General features: G+C 62.7%; 17 protein-coding genes. 10 read left to right on the top strand and 7 right to left on the bottom strand.

Going from position 1 to position 23,742, the window contains the following annotated elements:
- Window positions 1–128: 128 nt before the first annotated feature.
- The gene (locus tag A0U93_RS14815) at window positions 129–998 is read right to left on the bottom strand and encodes a Rossmann-fold NAD(P)-binding domain-containing protein (protein WP_077808004.1); all 870 of its coding nucleotides are present in this window, start codon (window positions 996–998) and stop codon (window positions 129–131) included.
- 97 nt (window positions 999–1,095) lie between these two features.
- Between A0U93_RS14815 and A0U93_RS14820 the strand changes: the two genes are divergently transcribed.
- The 3 genes from A0U93_RS14820 to dld all read left to right on the top strand — a co-directional run bounded on the left by A0U93_RS14820 (window position 1,096) and on the right by dld (window position 4,449).
- A complete protein-coding gene (locus A0U93_RS14820; protein ID WP_169852784.1) occupies window positions 1,096–1,815 on the top strand; it encodes a tetratricopeptide repeat protein in 720 nt (239 codons plus the stop codon).
- Between the two features lie 78 nt (window positions 1,816–1,893).
- A complete protein-coding gene (locus A0U93_RS14825; protein WP_245824947.1) occupies window positions 1,894–2,613 on the top strand; it encodes a type 1 glutamine amidotransferase domain-containing protein in 720 nt (239 codons plus the stop codon).
- 78 nt (window positions 2,614–2,691) lie between these two features.
- On the top strand, window positions 2,692–4,449 hold the full coding sequence (gene dld, locus A0U93_RS14830; protein WP_077808007.1) for a D-lactate dehydrogenase: 1,758 nt from the start codon (window positions 2,692–2,694) through the stop codon (window positions 4,447–4,449).
- Between the two features lie 350 nt (window positions 4,450–4,799).
- On the opposite strand, the gene A0U93_RS14835 is transcribed toward dld, so the two are convergent.
- From A0U93_RS14835 to A0U93_RS14845, 3 genes are all read right to left on the bottom strand, one after another.
- Window positions 4,800–7,238: a helicase-related protein gene (locus A0U93_RS14835; RefSeq protein WP_077808008.1), complete on the bottom strand. Its 2,439-nt coding sequence runs from the start codon at window positions 7,236–7,238 to the stop codon at window positions 4,800–4,802.
- 89 nt (window positions 7,239–7,327) lie between these two features.
- Entirely contained in the window at window positions 7,328–7,996 is a 669-nt protein-coding gene (pdeM, locus tag A0U93_RS14840) for a ligase-associated DNA damage response endonuclease PdeM (RefSeq protein WP_077808009.1), read from the bottom strand.
- On the bottom strand, window positions 7,993–10,473 hold the full coding sequence (locus A0U93_RS14845) for a ligase-associated DNA damage response DEXH box helicase (protein ID WP_456306285.1): 2,481 nt from the start codon (window positions 10,471–10,473) through the stop codon (window positions 7,993–7,995). Before A0U93_RS14845 ends, pdeM begins: the two co-directional genes overlap by 4 nt.
- Before the next feature lie 59 nt (window positions 10,474–10,532).
- Between A0U93_RS14845 and A0U93_RS14850 the strand changes: the two genes are divergently transcribed.
- From A0U93_RS14850 to A0U93_RS14875, 6 genes are all read left to right on the top strand, one after another.
- Window positions 10,533–11,570 (top strand): ligase-associated DNA damage response exonuclease, encoded by a 1,038-nt coding sequence (locus A0U93_RS14850; RefSeq protein WP_245824949.1) that lies wholly within the window; start codon window positions 10,533–10,535, stop codon window positions 11,568–11,570.
- Window positions 11,567–13,189: a cisplatin damage response ATP-dependent DNA ligase gene (locus A0U93_RS14855; protein ID WP_077808012.1), complete on the top strand. Its 1,623-nt coding sequence runs from the start codon at window positions 11,567–11,569 to the stop codon at window positions 13,187–13,189. Before A0U93_RS14850 ends, A0U93_RS14855 begins: the two co-directional genes overlap by 4 nt.
- Window positions 13,190–13,285: 96 nt before the next feature.
- Entirely contained in the window at window positions 13,286–13,741 is a 456-nt protein-coding gene (aroQ, locus tag A0U93_RS14860; protein ID WP_077808013.1) for a type II 3-dehydroquinate dehydratase, read from the top strand.
- Window positions 13,738–14,187, top strand: a complete 450-nt coding sequence (locus A0U93_RS14865; protein WP_077808014.1) for an acetyl-CoA carboxylase biotin carboxyl carrier protein — start codon at window positions 13,738–13,740, stop codon at window positions 14,185–14,187. Before aroQ ends, A0U93_RS14865 begins: the two co-directional genes overlap by 4 nt.
- Before the next feature lie 13 nt (window positions 14,188–14,200).
- Entirely contained in the window at window positions 14,201–15,544 is a 1,344-nt protein-coding gene (gene accC / locus A0U93_RS14870; protein WP_077808015.1) for an acetyl-CoA carboxylase biotin carboxylase subunit, read from the top strand.
- Between the two features lie 9 nt (window positions 15,545–15,553).
- Complete coding sequence (locus tag A0U93_RS14875; RefSeq protein ID WP_077808016.1) at window positions 15,554–16,135, top strand: NIPSNAP family protein; 582 nt, start codon at window positions 15,554–15,556, stop codon at window positions 16,133–16,135.
- 138 nt (window positions 16,136–16,273) lie between these two features.
- On the opposite strand, the gene A0U93_RS14880 is transcribed toward A0U93_RS14875, so the two are convergent.
- The 3 genes from A0U93_RS14880 to ccmA all read right to left on the bottom strand — a co-directional run bounded on the left by A0U93_RS14880 (window position 16,274) and on the right by ccmA (window position 20,933).
- On the bottom strand, window positions 16,274–19,555 hold the full coding sequence (locus A0U93_RS14880) for a S41 family peptidase (protein WP_077808017.1): 3,282 nt from the start codon (window positions 19,553–19,555) through the stop codon (window positions 16,274–16,276).
- Between the two features lie 74 nt (window positions 19,556–19,629).
- Window positions 19,630–20,301: a heme exporter protein CcmB gene (gene ccmB / locus A0U93_RS14885; protein WP_077808018.1), complete on the bottom strand. Its 672-nt coding sequence runs from the start codon at window positions 20,299–20,301 to the stop codon at window positions 19,630–19,632.
- On the bottom strand, window positions 20,298–20,933 hold the full coding sequence (gene ccmA / locus A0U93_RS14890) for a heme ABC exporter ATP-binding protein CcmA (RefSeq protein ID WP_077808019.1): 636 nt from the start codon (window positions 20,931–20,933) through the stop codon (window positions 20,298–20,300). The genes ccmB and ccmA overlap by 4 nt, the downstream gene beginning before the upstream one ends.
- A gap of 113 nt (window positions 20,934–21,046) precedes the next feature.
- Between ccmA and acnA the strand changes: the two genes are divergently transcribed.
- Window positions 21,047–23,740, top strand: coding sequence for an aconitate hydratase AcnA (gene acnA, locus A0U93_RS14895; RefSeq protein ID WP_077808589.1), 2,694 nt, complete (start codon window positions 21,047–21,049; stop codon window positions 23,738–23,740).
- Window positions 23,741–23,742 lie beyond the last annotated feature (2 nt).

Consider the following 23,742-nt stretch of genomic DNA (forward strand, 5'->3'; position numbering starts at 1 on the left):
GGCGGCAGCCCCGCGATCGTTTCTTGATGGCGATCAGATAATGCGCATGGACCAAGGCGCTCCATCCCGCAAGAGCCGCCATGGTCGTTTACGGTCTTCCCCGTGGGGTTTCGGACGATCGAGGCTACTCACACGTCATGCAGGATGGCAGCAAGGCCTTCCCGATAGGTTGGATAGCGCCATCTCCGGTGCAGGCTGGCTTCTGTCCACCGGCTATCGACCTGCCGTCGCTCCGACCAGAAGCTTCTGGCCATTTCGCTCATTTCCGGCCACGCGGCCGCCAGCGGCATCGCCGGCGGCATGGGACAATCGAGCAAGCGCGCCGCCTCCGCGAAGACGTCGCGTTGAGGGCTTGGCAGACGGTCCGTAAAATTGAGGATGCGAATATCTCGCGCGGTTTCAATCGCCGCCAGTGTCCCTTCCGCAATGTCCTGCCGATGAATTCGACTGAAGCAATGGTCCGGCGCATCGATGATGCGTGCCGTCCCGTTGCGCAACGCATCCAGCGCCGAGCGGCCGGGGCCGTAGATTCCACCGAGACGCATGACGTCGCATGCGATGGCACGCTCTCTGGCCAGGTTGCGCCATGCGTTCTCCGCGTCAAGACGGGCGATACTACGGTTCTGCGCGGGCGCGGGCGTTGTCTTCTCATCCACGCGCGCTCCCCCCTGATCGCCATAGACGCCGGTCGTGGAGTAATAGCCGATCCAATGCAGCTGCGGCGCCGCACGTATTGCCGCCGCGTAACGCAGATAGGCCGGATCGCCGTCAGCGCCGGGCGGCGTCGAGATCAGGATATGTGTGGCCGCTGCCAGAATGTCCGCAGCCTCGTCGAACGGAACGCAAGGCAGCGTGGTGGCCGCTTGCGCAGCCTGCCGCTTCGTTCCGATCGTGCACCACCCGCGTGTCTGGGCCAATGTTGCGAACGCCGTGGCGGCATATCCCATCCCCAGAATAACAATTCGCCGCACATCGATATCCTTTTCCCGCTTGACCATCGGCGAGGCCCAACGTCAATCAACACTTATGAAAGCATGTGGGCGCATCATAGTATCAACATGGGTTGTCGGCACCCTTGGCTTCGGCTCGGTCGCCGTGGCGCAATCCCCATCGCCGGAGCTGGCGCGCTGCCTGACCCATCTCGCGGATAATCCCGATGCAGTGCTTGCGCAGGCCGAGGAATGGACGCGCCATGGCGGCGGCCTGGCTGCCGGTGAATGCGCCGCTTTGGCACAGATGGAACGTGGCGAGGTGGCCGATGCAGCGCGGCGCTTCGATGCACTCGCGCTGGCGAGGGCGGAAGGCCATACCGTGTCGGCGGGTGATCCGCAGGCGGAGGTTATTGCCGCGTTCTATGCAAATGCAGCGCGCGCCTGGCTGCAGGTCCATCAAACAGCATCCGCCGCGTCATCGGCGCGTGCCGGGTTGGCATGGTCACCGCAGGATCTTGTATTGTCGACCCTGCTTGCGCGGGCCCAATGTGACGAGGGCCAATATGCCGCAAGCCTCCAGACGCTGGGCGCATTGCCCCGGACCGGCAAGGATTTGTCGGACGCCTACACACTCCGGGCGGCCGATCGTCGTCATATGAACGATATCGCCGGTGGGCTGAAGGATGTGGAGACGGCACTGGACCTGGCGCCGGATAACGTCGGGGCTTTGCTGGAGCGGGGCATCCTTCATGCACGACAGGGCGCGCTCGGCCCGGCGCGGGATGACTGGGACCGGGTGATCGCACTGTCGCCCGATACGCACGATGCGTATCTTGCCCGACAGGACGAGGATGTTCTGGCGGCCGATCCCGATCAGCCATGATGCGGAACGCCTGAAACTCCGCGTGTCGCGCCACGCTTCTATGCCAGTCGTCGGATGGGATGGAGACGGGATATGACCGTGACGCAGAGAATTCTTATCGTCGTGACCAATATTGGTGAGTTCGATCGCGTTGGCTATCGAACGGGGCTTTGGCTGAGCGAACTGACGCACTTCTGGGATGTTCTGGAAGCCGCAGGCTATTCGATGGATATCGTCAGTCCCGGCGGCGGGCCTGTGCCCATCGATCCGGAGAGCCTGATCGTTACGGAGATGGGAGCGGCTTTCGGTCTGAAGGGCGGCGTGCACCGCCGGTATAAGGATCGTGCGTTCATGAACCTGCTGCGCGATACGCGGCCGGTATCCGCGATCGATCCTTCCTTTTACGACGCTATCTATCTGACCGGCGGGCATGGCGTCATGTTCGACTTTGCCTCCAGTCGTGCGTTGACGGCGCTGATCGGCTCGTTCCTCGACGCCGGCAAGCTCGTGGCCGCTGTATGTCATGGTCCATCGGGACTGCTGGATGTGCAATTGGCAGACGGTCGTTATCTGGTGGATGGTCGTAACGTCACGGGTTTTTCGTGGCGTGAGGAAGTCACGGCCAAGCGCGACGATGCGGTTCCGTTCAGCCTTGAAGACGAATTGCAGAAACGTGGCGGCCGGTACAGCATGTCGGCGTTGCCGTTCGTTTCCCATATCGTGGAAGACGGACTTCTGATTACGGGTCAAAATCCCGCCAGTGCGCATGGTGTCGGGCAGGCCGTGGTGCGCAGGCTGGGGCAGGGGATCCGTTCCTGAATTTTATCTGATTTGGTACCGTGCGTGGCCGCTGGTAAACGTCGTCGGGAGAAGCGGCGTAGGAAAAGCATCGTATCAATGAAACACACGCAACGGTCGGATCGTGGAGAGCCAGGCATCGGTAGCCTGGATTTTATCGCGGACCTGCGGAAGATCGTTGGCAGACGGCATGTCCTGACGCGGCCTGCCAGCACCTATCGTTACCGCCGTGGCTATCGATTTGGCGCCGGCGCCGTTCAGGCCGTCGTCCGGCCGGGGTCTCTTGTGGAGCTGTGGCGTGTCGCGCAGGCCTGCACGCGTGCTGGCAAGATTGTCATCATGCAGGCCGCCAATACCGGACTGACGGGTGGCTCGACGCCGGACGGGAACGATTACGACCGGGATATCGTGCTGATTGGCACGCTGAGACTCTCGGGGATTCACCTGATCGATCAGGGACGGCAGGTCGTATGTCTGCCCGGCGCAACATTGAATGTTCTGGAGACGCTGCTCAGTCGGATCGGGCGTGAGCCCCACTCCGTTATCGGGTCATCGTGTATCGGCGCTTCGGTTCTGGGCGGCATCAGCAACAATTCCGGCGGGGCGCTCATCCAGCGTGGTCCCGCTTTCACGGAAATGGCCTTGTTCGGGCGTGTCGGCATCGATGGGCGGCTTCAACTCGTCAATCATCTGGGCATCGAACTCGGTGAGGAGCCGGAACTGGTTCTTTCGCGTGTGGAGAAAGGCGAGTTTACCGCGCAAGACGTGCGTGCCGCCGGAAAGGGGCACGATGCGGATTACGCCCGGCGCATACGCGATGTCGATGCCGACACGCCTGCCCGCTTCAATGCCGATGCCGCCAGATGGTTTGAAGCCGCAGGCTGCGCGGGCAAACTCATCGTTTTTGCTGTGCGTCTCGATACGTTCGAAAAGCAGAAGGACCCGGCGGTATTCTATATCGGCACGAACGAGACGGACGAACTGGAGCGGATACGCCGTGATATCCTGACGACCTTCGACGAACTTCCGATCGCCGGAGAATACATTCACCGCGAGGCATTCGACATCGCCGAAACCTACGGCAAAGACACCTTCGCGATGATCCGCTATTTCGGCACGCGTCGGCTGCCGTTGTTTTTCGCCCTTAAAGCGCGGTTCGATATTATCGCGCAACGTGTGCCATTTCTGCCGGCGCATCTTAGTGACCGCCTGCTTCAGGCTGCCAGCAGGCTGCTACCGCAACAGGTACCCTCGAGGTTGCGGCAATACCGGGATCGTTTCGAGCATCATCTGATGCTCAAAGTATCGTCAAACATGCGATCGAGCGCCGAGCAGTATTTGAAAGAGTTCTTCACCCATAATTCCGGCGATTTCTTTCAATGTTCGAATGACGAAGGTGCACGGGCATTCCTGCACCGTTTTGCGGCAGCCGGTGCCGCGGTTCGCTATCGCGCCGTCCATTCGGATACGGTCGAGGACATCGTGGCGCTCGACATCGCGCTACGCCGGAACGATCGAGCGTGGTTCGAGAAGCTTCCGGCGGAAATCGAGAACAAGATCACCCTGAAACTCTATTATGGCCACTTCTTCTGCCATGTCATGCATCAGGATTATGCTGTTCGGAAAGGTTATGATGCCATGGCCGTGGAGCATGAAATGCTGCCACTGCTCGATCAGCGTGGTGCCCGATATCCTGCGGAGCACAATGTCGGACACCTTTATGAGGCGCCGTCGGCGATGCTGGCCCATTATCGGGAACTCGATCCCTGTAACTGTTTCAATCCGGGGATCGGCAAGGCAACGAAAAAAAGAAACTGGGTGGCGGAGAGTGTCGAGGGATGCGACGCCAGCCGATAAGTCGGAGCGATCTGGCTCCGCCTAAAGTACGGACGTCGCATAAGGGCAGAAGCTACGGCGGATCTGCCCCCCAATGCATAACGTTGACATGCGCAACCCGGCTAAAGCCAATAGTTTTGCGACGGAATGTGCTTACGGAAAAACCAGATAACATATCGGTATTCCTTCTTCACATGCGCATAAAGCGCGTTGCTTTGCGTTGGCCGATCAATACTTGCACCATGCCCAAAAATTATTTGGGAGAGCTGCAAGGCTTACTCGGTTGCCGCAAAATGACGCTAGCGCGTATTTCGTGAAGAATGGAAGAACTTTTTGCGTCACGAATATGAAAAATTATGCCAGCCCGTCGATCAGCGCGAGGGCCGGCGACGCTTGCCCTTGTCCTTGCTGGATTTTTCCGTGGAAAACACCGGCTTTTTAGGCGCCTGCGCGCCCCGGCCACGCGATTTCGGCCGCTCGTGGCGCTGATTTTCGCGCACACGGCTCTGCTGCCGGAGAACGGCTTCAATCCAGTCGTTGAGTGCGACGGTATTGTCTTCCGCCATTTCGCGGTCGGGATAGGCTTCCGGGAAGCGGAGTGAAAGCCAGCGCCATGCGACGAGGCGCTTGTGCCGCTTTTCCGCGCGTTCCAGTTCTTCCCGACCAGCTTGGACGGGCTGTGGCAGGCGACCTGTTCCGGGCGGTGGCACGGCGCGACCCGCGGCATGGTCTGCCGCCCAGCGTGTCAGGCGGATGATGCCATTATCGCGTTCGTCGACTGGGCACATCGCGTAGGTCCAACGCTGCGTGAGGTCGAGCCCTTCAACACCTTCCAGCGCGGATGCGATCTCGAAGGCCTGATCCATGTCCGCGAGACGGTAGTTCGGATCGTCCGTCCGCAAGACAGCACGTTTGATTCGCGCGAGCACGCCATAGAGGCTATCGGACTCGATCTCTTCCGCGACGGCGCGAACGATGTCGGCGTCCGGCTGAACGAGCGGGCGCAATTCAACGATCGGTTCGGGTGGGGCCGCGAGCTTCTGGCGGATATAGGTCGGGCTGCCGGCCTCGGAAAGGACGGCGACGATGCCATCCTCGTGCTTTCCGTAACGTCCGGCACGACCGCCGATCTGCTTGATCTCCTGCGTTGTCAGTTCGCGCGTCTGTTTGCCGTCGAATTTGCGCAGGCTGCTGAAGACCACCCTTTTGATGGTCAGGTTCAGGCCCATGCCGATGGCATCCGTCGCCACCAGGATTTCGGCATCGCCATCGTTGAAGCGCGCGGCCTCTGCGCGACGGACCTCGGGGCTCAATGCACCGTAGACGACGGCGACGCGCCGGCTGCGCGCCAGTAGTTCGGCGCGGAGATCGAGCACCTCGCGTCGGGAAAAGGCGATGACGGCATCGCCCGGGGCAAGTTCGTTCAGCCGGACAGGCGCGGTTGCGGCCCGCAGTGGGCTTTTGCGTTCAAGCGTGATTTCGTCGAGCGGGTCGTCGCAGAGTTCCGCGATCCGCCGCACGAGGGGAATGCAGTCCGGCGCGCCGAGAATATAGAGATGGCGGGCGGGGGCGCCCATGATGGCGGCTGTCCACGCCGCGCCGCGATCCGGGTCGGCCAGCATCTGCGCCTCGTCGATCAGGGCGACGTCGACCGGGTTGTGAAACGGGCACATCTCGACCGTCGCGGCCAGATGGCGCGCGCCGGACATGACGATCCGTTCCTCACCCGTCGCCAGTGAGGCCGGGACGCCGCGTGAAAGCAGCGCCTCCCGGAATTCATGTGCCAGCAGGCGCAGGGGGGCGAGCGCGAGACCGCTTTCCGCGCCCGCGAGGGCATTCAGCGCCGTATAGGATTTGCCGCTGTTCGTCGGTCCCGTCACCAATGTAATGCGGCGTTTCAGGGCCCGTGCGGTCTTGAAATGCGCGGCGTAACGGTCCAGCGCGGCCACGCGGGCGATGACGGCGTTGCCGACCTTGCGATTTCCCGCCGGGATACGGTCCAGATCGGGCTTGCCTGTGCCCGTGCCGCGTCGCCAATCCGGGAGCTGCGGACGCAGACGTCTGAGTTCCGCCGGGTCGAAAGCAAAGATTTCCGTACCATCCGGCTGCGGCGTCCGACGCGCGACCGGCAGCCGGTTTTCCGCGATCCACCGGAGGGCTTCGCGCGGGCTGCAATGCAGGATACCCGGCACGTCCTCGAAAGTGACGAGGCTTTCCTCCCAGGCGCGCAGGCGATCATTCTCGCGACGCCGCCGTGCGTCGGCACGAGCCTCGATCCGGGCGTCTTCCTCACGACGGGCGCGTTCGGCCGCCAGCATTTCCGCTTCGAAGGCGACGTCGCCGATGCCGAAGGCATGGGCGATCGTCTGGGCCAGACGATCGATCTGCCCGCCCGAAAGGAACTGGCCGGCATCCGTCAGGTCGGCCTGAACGGCCTCCAGAACCGTTCGAGGCGTATCGCCCAGATCGCGGAGCCGCTCCGCCAGGACGTCGTCCAGCAGGGTGCGCAACTGTTCGGGCGTAGCGCGTGGGTCGTGCATCCTCGTGACGGCTTCGAGAATGTCCGGCTTGCCGATCCACTGCTCGCCCGCGCGACGCGCCCCGTTCATGAGTTGGGATGCCCAGTCCTTGCGGCGCACATCGCAAACGCAGCGTTCGAATTCGGACGGGGAAATCTGGTCGGCACCCGGCGGCAGGGCGCGCGCAACAAGCTTTTCCAGGCGCGCCATTTCGCGCGGGGTGGGTGTCAGGCCGGTTTCGGCAATTCCATGTTCGAGGGCACGAGCGGCGGGAGAAGAGGCGGCATCCATAATGGCGGTTTTGCGGGATGCGCGCCTGCACCGCAATGCGATTCACGGGGTCGACAGAAAATTCCCTCGATCCGTCGTGGGATCGGCGATCATATGGCAAATCGATAGACGCGTTCCTTGCCGCGCATGAAGATTTCCGCGCCGTTCGGAAACAGGTTGCCGATGGCAGGGTCGCTGACGTCCAGACCACCGGTATAGGCGCCGAAAGACGGCAGGATCAGGCGTCGCGCATCGCCGATGAAGCAGGAACGACTGATGGATTGTCCACGCAGGCGCACGCGTGCCTTCGGGTGCAGATGCCCGGCAAATTCGAAAGAACCTGTCGGAATGTCCGTGGCAGGTTCATGGCGAAAACGGAAGGAACCGATCCGCCATTCATCGGCATGCCGTCCCGGCACCTGTTGCCGGAGGTCCGGGTCGTGGTTGCCCGCAATCCAGATGGTTTCCGCCAGGGCTGTGATGGCGGCCAGCTTCTCGCGTTCGGTCGAGGCCATCCGGCCGGGACCTCCATTGTCATGAAAGCTGTCGCCCAGCGCCAGCAGGGTCTCGGGGTTGTAGCGGATCATCGCGTCATGAAGCATGGCGAGCGAGACGCTGGTGTCATAGGGAGGAAGAAGCAGTCCACGGGCAGCGAAAGCCGTGCTTTTTTCCAGATGCAGGTCGGCGACAGCCATCAGCCGCTGTTCGGGCCAGTAAACGATGCCGGTCGGATCGAGCAGGAATTTCGAGCTTCCGAGAGACCATTCGGATGCGATCAAGCCTGAATCTTTCGTTTTCTCGCCGGTTTGGGCAGGGGTATGGAAGGCGCATCGGCGGACGCTTCGGCCAGAAGGCTCTCCGCCTCCGCCATGAGTTCGTCTTCGCTGTCGCCCGCACCGACTTTTTCGCGGCCCAGCTCCAGCATGATGGGGACGGCGAGGGGAGATACACGATCGAGCCGCATATGCATAATGTTCCCATAGGCATCGGCAAGCATGGCGGACAGGCGACCGAGATCGGTCATGCCGGTCGCGGCGTCCGCCCATGTGGCGCGAATCAGGACGTGATCCGGCTGATGGCGGCGCAGGACATCGTAAAGCAGATCGGTGCTCATCGTGACCTGCCGCCGGTTTTTCTGCCGGCTGGGCAGGTTGCGTTCCACCAGCCCGGCGATGACGGCGACGTTACGGAACATGCGCCGCATCATCGAACTTTCGGCCGTCCATTCCTCCAGGTCCTCGCCCAGCATATCCTGACTGAACAACGCGGATATGTCCGTCGGTTCTCGGATGGACCAGGCCGCCAGTACGTAATCCGTTGCAACGAAACCCAGCGGACCGTAGCCGAAACGCGCCATGCGTCGCGTGAGCAGCATGCCGAGCGTCTGATGGGCGTTGCGGCCCTCGAAACAATAGGCGACCAGGTACCAGCGGTCGCCGCGTGGAAACGTCTCGACCAGCAGGCCGTGCCGGTCCGGCAGTCTGGAGCGTCGCTGCTGCATGGCCAGCCAGTCGTGCACGGGCTGTGGCAGGATGTCCCACTCGGCGGAGTCGTGGATCAGTCCCCGCACGCGTCGGGCAAGGTTATTGGCAAGCGGCATCCAGCTGCCGCCATAGACAGGAATACGCGGGTCTCCGCTGCCGCCCTGGGTCACCTCGACCACCATATCGCGCAGGCCGTGAAAACAGACGAGTTGGCCTCCGAAGACAAAGGTATCGCCAACGACGAGTTGGCTGGCGAAGGATTCCTCGATTTCCCCCAGTGCAGGGCCACGGCGCAGGCGTACGCGCAGCATCGGTGTTTCCACGATCGTGCCGATATTCATCCGATACTGGCGCATGATGCGCTCGTTGCGGACCCACATCTGACCCAGCGAATCGCGGATCAGCCGCCGATGCCGGTCGTAGGCCTGCAATGCGTAGCCGCCATCCTCGACATACCGCAGTACGTCGTCGAAATCCTTTCGCGATAGCGTTGCGTAGGGAGAGGTGTCGCGCACTTCGTCGTAAAGATCGTCAGGCATGAAGGGGGCGCTGCACGCCATGCCAAGAATATGTTGCGCAAGAACGTCAAGCCCACCGGCACGCGGCATTGGTCCGTCCAGATCCATGGCCGCGACGCCTTCGCGCGCGGCGACGCATTCCAGCACCTCGAACCGGTTCGCCGGCACGAGAACGGCGCGGGAGGGTTCGTCCAGTCGATGATTGGCGCGGCCGATGCGTTGCAGAAGGCGGGAGACGCTTTTCGGTGCGCCGACCTGGATGATCTGGTCCACCCCCGCCCAGTCGATGCCGAGGTCGAGGGATGCTGTGGCGACGACGGCGCGTAACGTGCCCTCGGCCATCGCCTGCTCAACGCGCTGGCGTTGCGTCGATTGCAGGCTGCCATGATGCAGGCCGATCGGCAGCGTGTCTTCGTTATATTTCCAGAGCCCCTGGAAGATGAGTTCCGCCTGGGCGCGCGTGTTGACGAAGACGATCGTCAGGCGCGCGCTGGCGATCGCGGTGAGAATGGCACGGGTGCTGCCAACGCCCATGTGACCGGACCATGGAAGATACCAGTCTCGCGTTGATCGGTCGCCGCTCGGCAAGAGCAGATGGACCTCCGGGGGTGCGCCGGCACGTGCGTTGATGCGTTCGACGCGTCCGGGGTCCCCGCCCGGCGCGATATAGGCTGCGACGGCGTCCGGATCCGCGACCGTGGCCGAAAGGCCGACGCGCCGTGCCGTCGGTGTCAGACGGGCCAGACGTCCGAGGCAAAGCGCCAGATGATCGCCACGCTTGTTGCCATGGAGAGCGTGGACCTCGTCCAGGATGATGGCCCGCAGCCCGGCGAATATTTCTCCGGCATCGGGATAGGACAGCATCAGCGCCAGACTTTCCGGCGTGGTGAGCAGGATATCCGGCGGGGTCTTGCGCTGTTTCTGTCGCTGGCTTGCGGATGTGTCGCCGGTTCGCGCATCGATGCGGATCGGAAGGTCCATTTCCTCGACCGGACGCGTCAGGTTGCGCGCGATATCGACGGCCAGCGCCTTGAGGGGACTGATATAGAGCGTGTGAATGCCGTGCCGTGCCGATGACGGCATGGACGCCAGTTCGACAAGACTCGGCAGGAAGCCCGCCAGCGTCTTGCCGCCACCCGTGGGCGCGACGAGCAACGTGGATGCCCTGCGGGCAGCGGCTTCGAGCATGGCCAATTGATGGGCATGCGGCTGCCAACCATGGCGCGTGAACCACGTTGTAAAGGGAGCGGGCAAGAGTTCATCCATGAACCAGAATACGCCCGAATACGCTTTTGGATTTGCAAGGCAGGGACGTGACGACACCATCCGACTGGCTTTCGCCACGCCCCGAAGGGCTTTACTGCGCTCCGGGGGACTTCTTCATCGACCCGGTCTGCCCTGTCGAGCGTGCCGTCATCACCCACGGTCATTCCGATCATGCCCGCTCCGGCCATGCCCGTGTTCTCGCGACGCCGGAAACGCTGGCCATCATGCGCGTCCGCATGGGCGAGGACATGGCAGGCCGGGTCCAGCAGGAATTGCCGTATGGGGAGACCATCCGCATCGGGGATGTCGCCCTGCGGCTGGCACCTGCCGGGCATGTGCTGGGAAGCGCGCAGGTTGTCATGGAAAATCGCGGTGGGCGTGCCGTCGTGAGTGGCGATTACAAGCGCCATCCGGACACCACGTGCGAAGCCTTCGAGCTCGTGCCATGTGATTTGTTCGTGACGGAAGCCACTTTCGCGCTACCGGTGTTCCGCCATCCTGACCCGCTGCACGAGATCGACAAGCTGCTCCATGATGTGCGGCTGTTTCCCGAGCGCACGCATGTCGTGGGCTGCTATGCGCTGGGCAAATGCCAGCGCGTGATCTCGCTGCTACGACGCGCGGGATATGATGAGCCGTTATGGCTGCACGGGGCCCTGCGTCCGGTTTGCGATCTCTATGAACGTTTCGGTGTGGCTCTAGGCGACCTGCGCCCGGCGACGGGTGCTGCCAAGTCGGCATTGCGCGGGGGCATCGTCCTGGGACCTCCGGCGGCGGTGACGGACCGATGGGCGAGACGGCTGGCCGATCCGGTTGTGTGTATGGCCTCGGGGTGGATGCAGGTGCGGCAACGTGCGCGGTCGCGTGGCGTGGAGTTGCCTCTGGTAATCAGCGATCATGCGGACTGGGACGAACTGCTGGCGACATGTAAGGAAGTGGGCGCGCCGGAAATCTGGGTGACACATGGACGGGAGGAAGCGCTGATCCACGCCCTCGGTGGTCTTGGCATCAAGGGGCGCGCGTTGCGCCTGATCGGCTATGGCGATGAGGAGGACGAAGGCGGCCAACAGGAGCAGGCGGCATGATTGCTTTCGCCGCCTTGCTGGAGCGTCTGACCTTCACGCCATCACGAAACGCCAAACTGGCGATTCTACGGGATTATTTCGTCAGTGCACCGGACCCCGATCGCGGTTTCGCACTGGCGGCGATGGCCGGTGCGCTATCGTTCAAGGCCGCCAAGCCCGCCATGATCCGCGAACTGACCATGCGCCGCGTCGATCCGGTACTTTTCGAATGGTCCTACGATTATGTCGGTGATCTGGCCGAGACGGTCGCGCTGATCTGGCCGCCGGGCGAACTGCGGCCCAACCGGCCGCCGCCAGGTGTTGGTGAGGTCGTCGAAGCCCTTCATACGACGCCCAAGGCGGCATTGCCCGATCTTCTGGCCGACTGGCTGGATGCGTCGGACGCATCGGTTCGCTATGCGTTGTTGAAGCTGATGACGGGATCGTTGCGTGTTGGTGCTTCGGCGAGGCTGGCGAAAACAGCCCTGGCCGAGATCGCGGGTATCGAACCTGATGACATCGAGGAGGTCTGGCACGGGCTGGAGCCGCCTTACACCGCGCTCTTCGCCTGGATCGAAGGTCGGGAAGCGCGGCCCGATCTTCAGGACGCGCCTGTTTTTCGACCGCCGATGTTGGCCCATCCGCTGGAGGAGGTCGATCTGGCCTCGCTCGATCCGGCGGACTGGCGCGCCGAGTGGAAGTGGGACGGCATTCGCGTTCAACTGGTGCGCACGCGCGGTGGCGCGCGTATCTACAGCCGTACCGCCGACGATATTGGCCTGGCTTTCCCCGAGATACTGGACGCCGTGGAGCGCCTGCCGGACGATGTGGTTCTTGACGGCGAATTGCTGGTCATGCGCGACGGCGAGCCGGCTCCTTTCTCCGACCTACAGCAACGGCTGAACCGGAAAGCGCCGACTGGCGCGATGTTGAAAGACATGCCGACTGGCGTAAGGCTCTACGACATTCTTTTCGACAGCGATAATGACGTTCGTGGTCTGCCGTTCGACGAGCGCCGTCGGCGACTGGAAATGTGGTTCGAACGCAATGCGCCGCAGCGGATGGACCTGTCACCCCTGATCGCATTCGAGGATTTCAGCCAGCTGGAACGACATCGTGAGGACGCGCGCGCGGCCTCCATCGAAGGGTTGATGCTCAAGCGGGGCGATAGTGCGTATCTGCCCGGTCGTCCGAAAGGACCGTGGTGGAAGTGGAAGCGCGCGCCGCTGACGGTCGATGCCGTGATGATGTATGCGCAGCGCGGCCACGGCAAACGCAGCAGCTACTACTCGGACTACACCTTCGGGCTTTGGCGCGAAAACGCCGATGGTGAGGAGGAACTCGTGCCGATCGGCAAGGCCTATTTCGGCTTCACCGATCAGGAACTGGCTTTCCTGGACCGGTGGGTGCGGCATCATACGGTCGGCCGGTTCGGTCCGGTGCGCGAGGTGGAAAAGTCGCTCGTGCTGGAAATCGCCTTCGATGCGGCGCAACTTTCCGCCCGTCACAAAAGCGGGGTCGCGTTGCGTTTCCCACGCGTTGCAAGGATACGGACCGACAAGCCTGCGGCGGAGGCGGACCGTCTCGCGGCATTCATGCGGGCCTATCTTGGCGACACCAGCGCGCCGACAGGGCCATGACTCCAGCGCGTGTTCGGGCACTTTCGCATGCTTAATGAATGAACCGCGCGGGTCGAGGCTTTTACGTGTGGAATGAAAGTGCTACGGGCAGCCTTCATGATCCGTCCCCTCATTGCCGTGCTGAACGGTCCGAACCTGAATATGCTTGGTCTCCGCCAGCCGGAGGTTTACGGCCATGCGACGCTGGACGATCTGGAGCAGGTGTGCATCCAGGCGGCCGAGCGGCTCGACGTTGCCATCGATTTTCGTCAGACGAACATCGAAGGCGAGCTGATATCCTGGATCCAGGAATGCCGGGGACGGGCACGTGGGATCGTGATTAATCCGGCGGCTTACGGTCATACCTCCATCGCTTTGCTCGACGCATTGCTGGCGGCGGGACTTCCGACGGTCGAGGTACATATATCCAACATTCATCGCCGCGACGCCTTTCGCCACCACACCTACACGTCGCAGGCCGCCATCGGCGTGATCTGCGGGTTCGGCGTGCGTGGCTATGCCCTGGCGTTGCAGGCCCTTTACGACATGATTGAGGACGAGGACGAACGATGAGCCGTATGCTCGTGGACGCGGATGCCATCCGGGCATTGGCTGATATTCTGACCGAAACCGGGCTGACCGAGATCGAGATCGCGGAAAAGGACAACCGTATCCGCGTCGTGCGGGGCGGCTCGGTCGTTCACACGGCGGCGCCCGCCCCGATTGCGGCAGCGCCGGCGGGCACGCCGACACCGGCGGCCGCGCCCGTCGACCCGGCCAAGCATCCCGGCGCCGTCAACAGCCCGATGGTCGGCATCGCCTACCTGACGCCCGATCCCTCCGCGCCGCCGTTCGTGTCCGAAGGGCAGAGCGTTACCGCAGGCCAGACGATCATGCTGATCGAGGCCATGAAGACCTTCAACCAGATCAAGGCGCCGCGCGCCGGCACGCTGACCCGCTTTCTCGTGACGAGCGGCGATCCGGTCGAGTTTGGCGAAGCGCTGGCCATCATCGAATAGGCGCAGGCTCCCGATGTTTTCCAAGATCCTCATCGCCAATCGAGGCGAAATCGCGCTGCGCATCCAACGCGCATGCCGTGAACTGGGCATTGCGACGGTCGCCGTGCATTCGACTGCCGACGCTGATGCGATGCATGTTCGCCTCGCCGATGAGGCAGTCTGCATCGGACCGCCCTCGTCCCGGGAATCGTATCTGAACGTCGCCGCGATCATGTCGGCGGCGACCATCACGGGCGCGGATGCCATCCATCCCGGCTACGGCTTCCTGTCGGAAAATGCCGACTTCGCCGAAACGGTGGAAGAACACGGGCTGGCCTTCATCGGGCCGACCGCCCAGCACATCCGCATGATGGGCGACAAGATCACCGCCAAGACGACGATGAAGGCGCTTGGCGTGCCGCTGGTGCCGGGTTCCGACGGCGCGCTGCGATCGATCGACGAAGCGCGCGAAGTTGCCGATCGTGTCGGCTATCCCGTGCTCATCAAGGCGGCTGCCGGTGGCGGCGGGCGTGGCATGAAGGTTGCGCAGACAGAAGCCGAGATCGAGGAAGCCTGGAGCGTGGCGCGCACGGAAGCACGCGCCGCTTTCGGCAACGACGAGGTCTACCTCGAGAAATATCTCGACAAGCCTCGCCACATCGAGTTGCAGATCCTCGCCGACACGCATGGGAACGTCGTGCATTTCGGCGAACGCGACTGTTCGTTGCAGCGCCGTCACCAGAAACTGCTCGAAGAGGCCGGCTCGCCTGTCCTGTCTACGGCGGAGCGGGATGCCATCGGCGAAACCGCGACGGCCGCGCTGAAGAAAATGGGTTATCGCAACGCCGGCACGCTGGAGTTCCTGTATCAGGACGGTCAGTTCTGCTTCATCGAGATGAACACGCGTCTGCAGGTCGAACATCCGGTGACGGAAATGGTCTGTGACGTCGATCTCGTGCGTGAGCAGATCCGCGTCGCGGCGGGGCAGGCATTGGGATACGAGCAGGCCGATATCCGTTTCAGTGGACATGCCATCGAATGCCGCATCAACGCTGAAGATCCTGAAACTTTCCTGCCCAACCCCGGGACCATTCAGGTTTTCCACGCACCGGGCGGGCTGGGTGTTCGAATCGATAGTGCCATTTATGCCGGCTATCGAGTGCCACCCTATTATGACAGCATGATCGCGAAGCTGATCGTGCACGCCCCGACGCGTGCGGAAGCTATCGCGCGCATGCAGCGTGCGCTGGAGGAATGCGTTGTCGAAGGTGTGAAGACCGTCATACCGTTGCATCGCAAGATTCTGGCCGACCCGCAGTTCCAGCGTGGTGACTATACGATCCACTGGCTGGAACGCTTCGTTGATTCGCTGAAATAGGACGTCGCCATGCTCTATGCCGAAACCCTGATCGTGCAGTGTGCACCCGGCAAGATGGGTGGGGTTTTGGCAGCGCTTCGTCCTCATGTCGAAAGAGCGGGTCTTGGGTGCTGGACGAACGAATTCGGGACGTTGAACCGGATCACACTGTTTCGCACCTCTGAAACCCTCTCGTTTTTCGATGAAACGCCTATTCTCGGTGCGACAGACTTGCCGGCGGGAACAGGCGGCACGGACCGCACGCGCTGGCGTGTTGTTGGCGATGGCGTCCTTCCGCCTGGCCAACATGGTCCGATCTATGAATGGCGCTGCTATGACGTGGCGACCTCGCGCATGGCTGACATGACGGCGGGATTCCTGTCGGCATTGCCGCGCCGTCTGGCATTGTCCTCACTTTTTGCGGTGATGGAATCGCTCGATGGCGCCGCGCGCTTCTGTCATATCTGGCCCTATGAAAGCCTGGCCCAGCGCACCGATATCCGCCGTCAGGCAACGGAGGCGGGCATCTGGCCACCTGCCGGCGCCGCCGACAATCTGACGGCCATGTGCAGCGAAATCATCTTGTCGGCGGATTTTTCGGCTTATCGCTGACCTGTCCTGCGGGCCTGGAAGAGCACCGGCCGATTTGAAACTCGCCGTTTGTTCCTGGCGGCGTTCTGACTGTTGGATCGCTGACGGTGAAAGGCGCGATATTGCCGGTCCTGTCGGCCATATCGCGCTCGGTAACTGTTATTGTGGAGCGGGGACGGCGGGGCGGAAGGCCTCCGGAACGAGTTTCTGAATGGGCTCCTTCTGGAGTTCCAGCTTCAGGGTATCGACAGCCTTCATCAGTTGCTGGTCGTCGCCGTTGAATGTCGCATGCGGCATGTTTTCGACGACGACATCCGGTTCGACGCCGTGGTTCTCGACAAGCCAATGCCCGTTGAGATCGAAATACGGATTTTCGGCAGTGCGAGCCATGCCCTTGTCGATCAAGCGGTCACTATCCGAAAGCCAGACGCCAGCGCCGGCGGTTCGCATGCCGATCAGCGGGGCGATGTGGAGCGACTTGATGCCCTGCGAGAAAGTCTCACCATCGGAATAGGTGAATTCATCGCAGATAACGACGATGTGCCCGCGGAAAGACTGCTGCATGTTGACGGCCGGCGCATTATTGTAGCGTCCCCAGAACATCCATGGGCGTCGCAGCAGGTTGGACAGCACCCAGGAATCGATATTGCCACCCATATTACGGCGGACATCGATGACGATACCGTCCTTGTCGAGATTGGCGTAGAAATCCCGCGCGAAGCTTGCGATATCGGGGTCGGTCATCGCACGCAGATGCAGATAGCCGATGCGACCGTTACTGGCTTTCTCGACGGCCTGGGCGCGCCCCAGTTCCCAGTCGCCATAACGAAGGTTCGATTCCTGACGCGCGCTTGTCGCGACCACGACGGTTCGAATCTCCTTTCCGTTGCGACGCAACGTCAGCAGGACCTGCCGCCCCGCCTGATCGGCCAGAACATCGGACAGGTCGGGCGCGCCGACGACGTTCTGCCCGTTGACGGCGACGATCAGGTCTCCGTTACGCGCATCCACCCCAGGTGCCAGCAACGGGGAAAGCTGATCCGGCAGGTCGGGATCGCCGGCATCGATATGCGTGATGCGGAAGCCGTCGTTTTCCTTCGCCAGATGCGCGCCGAGACCTGCGATCAGATCGCCTGAGGGGCGTTGATCCACGTCGGCGGGCCTGAGCTGTGAATGCAGCGCACCCAGTTCGCCGACCATCTGACCCAGCAGATCGTCGAGATCGGACCGGTCGCTCAGGCGGGCCACAAGCGGCCGGTAGCGCGCGCGGATCGAATCCCAGTTCACGCCCAGCAGGTTGCGGTCGTAGAAATGATCGCGGCGCAGGCGCCATGCGTCGTCGAACATCTCGGCCCATTCAGCGCCAGGATCGATCCGCAAGCGGAGATCGTCGAGCTTGATGCCATTCTGCGCGGTATCCGTCGGCAGCTTCGCGCCGGTAGGCACAAGCAGCAGGCTGGGCGGTGCGTCGTTGGGCGTATGCTTCCGCAGCAGCATCGTCTTGCCGTCCGGCGTGATCTCGAAATGTTCGACCGACGGGGCAAACGTCTCGATCTTGTGGGCTTCGTTGTCGATATGAATGGATTTGAGCGGATTGGCGTCGTCCGTCCCGTCCAAGACGAACAGGAATTCGTCCGACGCATCGAGTGACTGATAGTCGCCGGAGGGAACGGGGACCTTATAGAGCCGTTCCGGCAGACCGGCCGTGACGATGGACGCGGGCTTGGTCTTCTTGTCGTTCTTGTCCGTTGACGCGGGCTTTTCCGGTGGCGGCGCGTCGAGTTCCGTGCGTGGCTGGAACGGAAACTTTTCATTCGGCTGGAGCGCGAGCGCGTAGATGCCGGTGCGCTTCGGGAAGGCTGGTCCCATATTGCGATCGCCCCATGGCGAGTCGTTGGCGAGATTGAATGTCCTGTCCGACAGGAACCAGAGCCAGTGGCCATCGGGGCTGAAGCGTGGGGCATACGATTCGTATTTGCCGTCGGTCAGCCAGAGAATCTTGCCATCGCCCACCGTGTAGAGCGCCATCTGCCGCCGGATATTGTCGGCGCGCGTGCGAACGAACACCAGCGCCTGACTGTCCGAAGACCATGTTGCGGTGTCGTAGGTGTTCGTGCCGTCCTTCGTGGCATCGTCGATGACGCGGTCTGTGCCGCTTGCGATGTCCAAGATGGAAAGGCGACCGAACAGATCCGTATGCGCGATACGCTTGCCGTCGGGAGATATATACAGGCCGGTGGGCTCGGTATGCCCACCATGCGTCAGTTGCGTGCCATGACCATCGCCGTTGGTCGGGAAGCGCCAGATTTCGGATTCACCGGATGCGTCACTGAAGGCGTAGACGGCCTGTCCATCGGGACTGACGACGGCGTGGCGCAAGCGGATGTTAGGCGCATCGGCGATCTGCACGCGTCGGCGGGGGCCGCTGCCGGCGAGGATGACATGCCCGCGGAAGGTCAGTGCGGCCAGTTGTCCGTTCGGCGCGAGCGCGATGTCGTTGAGGTAGCGGAAGGGGTGGGCCAGCCACTGGGGGCGCCGGGCGGCATCGTCCGTCGCGATGTCGATCGGCAGTTTCGCGGTCGTGCGACCGGCAAGGTCATAGGCAAAGAGATCGGCGCCAAGCTGGTAGACGATGCGGTCGTTCGCGAGACTCGCATCCTCGATGCCGAAGTCGATGTGATGCGTCAGTTGTTGCGGATCGGTGCCGTCAAGCGCGTAGCTCCACAGGTTATAACGACCGTTCTGATCGCTCACGACGACGAGGCGATCGCGCCAGAGCATGGGACGTCGCAGGTTGACGTCCTGAGGTCCGATGCGTTCGGCCTCATGACCACTTTGCAGATCGAAACGCCAAAGCTGTGACAACGCGCCGCCGCGATAGGCGCGCAGATGATCGCCACTGATGGCCGTGCCGAAACGTACGAAGTAGATCCAGCGACCGTCGGGACTGAGGGCTGCGTCGTTGGCGTCGGCCAACGGATAGACGTGCCGGGCCAGCGTGGCGGGGTCGACACTGGCGACGATACGACTGAAGGCCGGTCCCGTGTCGGGCGTGGTGCTGTAGAGGATGCCCGCGTGGGCGTCCCAGCCGATCGGTCGCGGCGCGACACGCCCCGACAGGCTCTCGAACGTCACGCGTTTCGGCGTGCCGCCTGCGACGGGCATGACGTAGATTTCAGTCGGGCCGTCGAAGTCTGCGAGGAAGGCAACGTTGCGGCCATCCGGCGACAGCACCGGTTGTGGATCGACATGGGTATTGCTGGTCAGCCGGCTGGCCTGACCGCCCTGCGCCGGAGCGGTCCAGACCGATTGTTCCGCCTCGAAGGCCACCATCTGTGCCGCGGCGCTGGGACTGCGCAGGTAACCGGGGGAGGCGTTGGCGGCGGTAGCGAGGAACGAGAGAGCTGTCGTGCCGATCAGGAGGGTGGAAAATAAACGCATCAAGCAAGTCCGGAAGTGAGGCAATATCAAAAATATTGCCCAGATTGTTCCGCTTGTGAAGCGAGCAACGCCCCTTATGCTGCCGCCGCCGCCTTAAGCCCGCTCCCCGCGGCAAGCGGGCAGAGCAAGGCGGAGAGCGCCAGAAATGCACCGAGAAGATCGAATTCCACGGCGTAGGACAGATCGAACTCTCCGGCATAGGCGGCAGCTGCACCGAAAATCAGCACCGGCGTGGCCAGTGGGAGGACGAGCAGTGGCAGCAGGACACCGCCCCGGCGCGCGCCCAGCACAATGCCGGCCGCCATGCCGCCGATCAGGGACAGGATCGGCGTACCAAGCGCCAATCCGATAAGAAGCGGTGCCAGATCGTGCGGATGCAGGCCCAGCATGATGGCCATGGGCGCGGCGGCAATGAGCAGCGGCAAGCCGGTGGTCAACCAGTGGGCCGCGATCTTGCTGAGTGCGACGAGGGAGGGCGGGAGACCGAGGAGCAGAAGCTGGTCCAGCGATCCGTCCTCCAGTTCCGAGCCGAACAGGCGGTCCAGCGGCAGCAATGTCGCCAGCAGGGCGCAGACCCAGACGACGCCCGGTGCCATGCGGCGCAGGAGATCGGCCGAGGGACCGAGTGCCAGAGGGAACAGGCTCCCGCAAAGCAGGAAAAACAGAAGCGCGGCCAATGTATCGGCCCCATGTCGCACAGCCAGGCGGATTTCACGGCCGACCAGGGCAAGCAGGGCGGCGATCATCGTTCGGGCACCATGTCGGGCGCGCGCAAGGCCAGGTGCCGTGGCGCGGGGAGCGGCAAGGGAACGTGTGTGGTGGCGATCACCATGCCGCCTCTGGCGCGATGGGTAGCCAGAAGGCCGCCGAGCTTTTCAACGGCAGCGGCGTCGAGTCCGAGGCTCGGCTCGTCCAGAAGCCAGAGGGCCGCGTCGGCCAGCAGCACGCGGGCGATTGCCGCGCGGCGCTTCTGCCCGGCGGAAAGCAGCCGGGCAGGGAGTTCGGCCAGAGGAAGGAGATCGACCTGGGCGAGCGCGGTATCCAGATCGGTGGCATTGAGCCGTGCGGTCAGGGTGAGGTTCTCGGCAACCGTCAGGCCCGGCTTCAACGCATCCTGATGGCCAAGGTAAGCCAGACGTGATGACGAGACGGGAGCCTCGTCTTCCCGCCAGCGAATCTTTCCGCCATCGAGACGGCGCAGACCGGCGAGAGTGCGCAACAGCGTGGATTTGCCGGCGCCGTTGGGGCCGGTCAGCAGCAGTGCCTCCCCGTCGTCGAGGTCGAAGCCGACATCGTCGAGCACCAGACGTTCACCGCGGATGACGACGATATTGCAGGCGGTCAGGCGGGCATGCGGGCGGAAGGAAAACTCTGGCATCGGCTTTCGTAAGCGTGTTGTTCCGGCCCTGTGCGGAGCGGCGGAGAGACTGTATAGAGGGCGAAAGCCGCCGGGCCAAATTCCCGGCATATGGACTGAGCGGAGGGATGGACATGCGCGCGACGGGACGGGATTCGTTGGGGGTGGCGCAAGACCTTGCGGTCGATGGCCGGTCGTATCGCATATTCTCCTTGCAGGCAGCCGCTTCCACACTTGGCGACCTCTCGCGACTGCCGGTCAGCCTGAAGATCCTGCTGGAAAACGTTCTTCGATTCGAGGATGGATCGAGCTATCGCGTCGAGGATGCGCAGGCGATCGCCGATTGGGTAAAGAACCGGCATTCGACGCAGGAAGTGCCGTTCAAGCCAGCGCGTATCCTGATGCAGGACTTCACGGGTGTTCCTGCCGTCGTCGATCTGGCGGCAATGCGCGACGGAATCGTCACGCTGGGCGGAGATGTCGAGCGCGTCAATCCGCTGGTGCCAGTCGATCTGGTGATCGACCATTCGGTGATGGTGGATGTGGCGGGCACGAAAGACGCACTGGAGCGCAACGTTGCCATCGAGTTCCAGCGTAACGCCGAACGCTACGCGTTCCTGCGCTGGGGCCAGGGCGCATTCGAGAATTTCCGCGTGGTGCCGCCGGGGGCGGGCATCTGCCATCAGGTCAACCTCGAGTATCTTGCCCAGGCCGTCTGGACAGCACATGTCGATGGCCGGGATTATGCCTATCCCGACACGCTCTATGGCACGGACAGCCATACGACCATGGTCAACGGCATGGGCGTGCTGGGCTGGGGCGTGGGCGGTATCGAAGCCGAGGCGGCAATGCTGGGCCAGCCGATCGCCATGCTGATCCCGGACGTGGTGGGCGTACGGCTCGATGGCTTGCTGCCGGAAGGCGCGACAGCCACCGACCTGGTCCTGACGATCACGCAGATGTTGCGCAAGGAAGGCGTGGTCGGCAAATTCGTGGAATTCTACGGACCGGCACTCGATCGCCTGCCGGTTGCCGACCGCGCGACGATCGCCAACATGGCACCGGAATATGGTGCGACCTGCGGCTTCTTCCCGGTCGATGCGCTGACGCTCGACTATCTGCACCAGACCGGCCGTGACGAACATCGTATCCGCCTGACGGAATCCTATCTGCGCGCGCAGGGGATGTTCCGCGATGCCAATATGCCCGAGCCGGTGTTTTCGACCACCTTGTCGCTGGATCTCGGAACCATCGTGCCGTCTCTCGCCGGGCCGAAGCGCCCTCAGGACCGTGTGGACCTGAAGAGCGCCGCCGACGCCTTCGAGCATGCATTGACGGACGGGCTTGGTGTCAAGCCGGAGCAGCGTGAACGCCGCGTTCCGGTAGCGGGTGCGGATTATGACCTCGGTCATGGCGATGTCGTCATTGCCGCGATCACCTCGTGTACCAACACCTCCAATCCCGCCGTTCTGGTGGCAGCCGGTCTTGTCGCGCGGAAGGCGCGCGCGCTGGGTCTTGCGCCCAAGCCGTGGGTCAAGACGTCGCTTGCGCCGGGATCGCAGGTGGTTACGGATTATCTGGACCGAGCCGGGTTGTCGGCCGATCTGGACGCGCTGGGTTTCGAGACGGTCGGCTACGGATGCACGACGTGCATCGGCAATTCCGGCCCCCTGGCCCAGCCGCTGGTGGATGCCATCGAAGGCAACGGGCTTGTTGCGACCTCGGTGCTGTCCGGCAATCGCAATTTCGAAGGACGCATTTCGCCGAACGTGCGCGCCAACTATCTTGCAAGTCCGCCGCTGGTCGTCGCCTATGCGCTTCTGGGCACGATGCGCGCCGATATCACGACGGTGCCCCTCGGTGTCTCGAGCGATGAGCGCGACGTTTTCCTGCGCGATATCTGGCCGAGCAACGAGGAAGTTGCGGCGCTGGTCGGTTCTTCCCTGACGCGCGAGAGCTTCCTCGACCGCTATGGCCGGATCAGCGAAGGCACGCAGCACTGGCAGGAACTGGCCGTTGCGGACGATGCGCGGCAGTTCGATTGGTCGCCGGGTTCGACATACATTCAGAATCCACCGTATTTCGAGGGGCTGACGCTTCAGCCCGGCGGGACGAGCGATATTGTCGGTGCACGGATTCTGGCGCTACTCGGCGATAACATTACGACCGATCACATCTCTCCGGCGGGCGCGATCAAGCCGTCCTCACCGGCCGGGCGTTATCTGAGCGAACATCAGGTCGCCGTGGCGGACTATAATTCCTATGGTTCTCGGCGTGGCAATGATCGCGTCATGGTGCGGGGGACGTTCGCCAACATCCGCATTCGCAACGAGATGGTGCCGGGCATCGAAGGCGGTATGTCGAAGCATCTGCCGGATGGGGAGGTGGCGTCGATCTATGAGGTCGCTGAGCGTTATCGCGCGGAAAACGTGCCGCTCGTTGTGTTCGGCGGGAAAGAGTACGGCATGGGCTCATCCCGTGACTGGGCAGCGAAGGGTACCCGGTTGCTGGGTATCAAGGCCGTCATTGCCGAGAGTTTCGAGCGTATCCATCGTTCCAACCTCGTCGGCATGGGCGTATTGCCGCTGACCTTTCCCGAAGGCGTGACGCGCAAGACGCTGGGTCTCGATGGTTCGGAGCGCATAACATTGTCGGGTCTGGCCGATATCAGTCCCCGCATGAATGTCGTCATGACGATCGAGCGTGCCGACGGCACGACCGCGACAGCCGACCTTCTGTGCAGGATCGATACGATTGACGAGGTGGCCTATTATCGTCATGGAGGGATCTTGCCCTATGTCTTGCGCGGGATGATGGACGCTGGCTGACG

It is taken from the genome of Neoasaia chiangmaiensis, assembly GCF_002005465.1.
GTDB classification, from domain to species: domain Bacteria; phylum Pseudomonadota; class Alphaproteobacteria; order Acetobacterales; family Acetobacteraceae; genus Neoasaia; species Neoasaia chiangmaiensis.

Excerpts from the sequence above, each read along its gene's own strand:
- A0U93_RS14880 (WP_077808017.1), bottom strand. The coding sequence starts at position 19,555 with ATGCGTTTATTTTCCACCCTCCTGATCGGCACGACAGCTCTCTCGTTC.
- aroQ (WP_077808013.1), top strand. The coding sequence starts at position 13,286 with ATGATCCGTCCCCTCATTGCCGTGCTGAACGGTCCGAACCTGAATATG.
- ccmA (WP_077808019.1), bottom strand. The coding sequence starts at position 20,933 with ATGCCAGAGTTTTCCTTCCGCCCGCATGCCCGCCTGACCGCCTGCAAT.
- A0U93_RS14855 (WP_077808012.1), top strand. The coding sequence starts at position 11,567 with ATGATTGCTTTCGCCGCCTTGCTGGAGCGTCTGACCTTCACGCCATCA.
- dld (WP_077808007.1), top strand. The coding sequence starts at position 2,692 with ATGAAACACACGCAACGGTCGGATCGTGGAGAGCCAGGCATCGGTAGC.
- A0U93_RS14865 (WP_077808014.1), top strand. The coding sequence starts at position 13,738 with ATGAGCCGTATGCTCGTGGACGCGGATGCCATCCGGGCATTGGCTGAT.
- accC (WP_077808015.1), top strand. The coding sequence starts at position 14,201 with ATGTTTTCCAAGATCCTCATCGCCAATCGAGGCGAAATCGCGCTGCGC.
- ccmB (WP_077808018.1), bottom strand. The coding sequence starts at position 20,301 with ATGATCGCCGCCCTGCTTGCCCTGGTCGGCCGTGAAATCCGCCTGGCT.
- A0U93_RS14815 (WP_077808004.1), bottom strand. The coding sequence starts at position 998 with ATGGTCAAGCGGGAAAAGGATATCGATGTGCGGCGAATTGTTATTCTG.
- acnA (WP_077808589.1), top strand. The coding sequence starts at position 21,047 with ATGCGCGCGACGGGACGGGATTCGTTGGGGGTGGCGCAAGACCTTGCG.
- A0U93_RS14875 (WP_077808016.1), top strand. The coding sequence starts at position 15,554 with ATGCTCTATGCCGAAACCCTGATCGTGCAGTGTGCACCCGGCAAGATG.
- A0U93_RS14835 (WP_077808008.1), bottom strand. The coding sequence starts at position 7,238 with ATGGATGCCGCCTCTTCTCCCGCCGCTCGTGCCCTCGAACATGGAATT.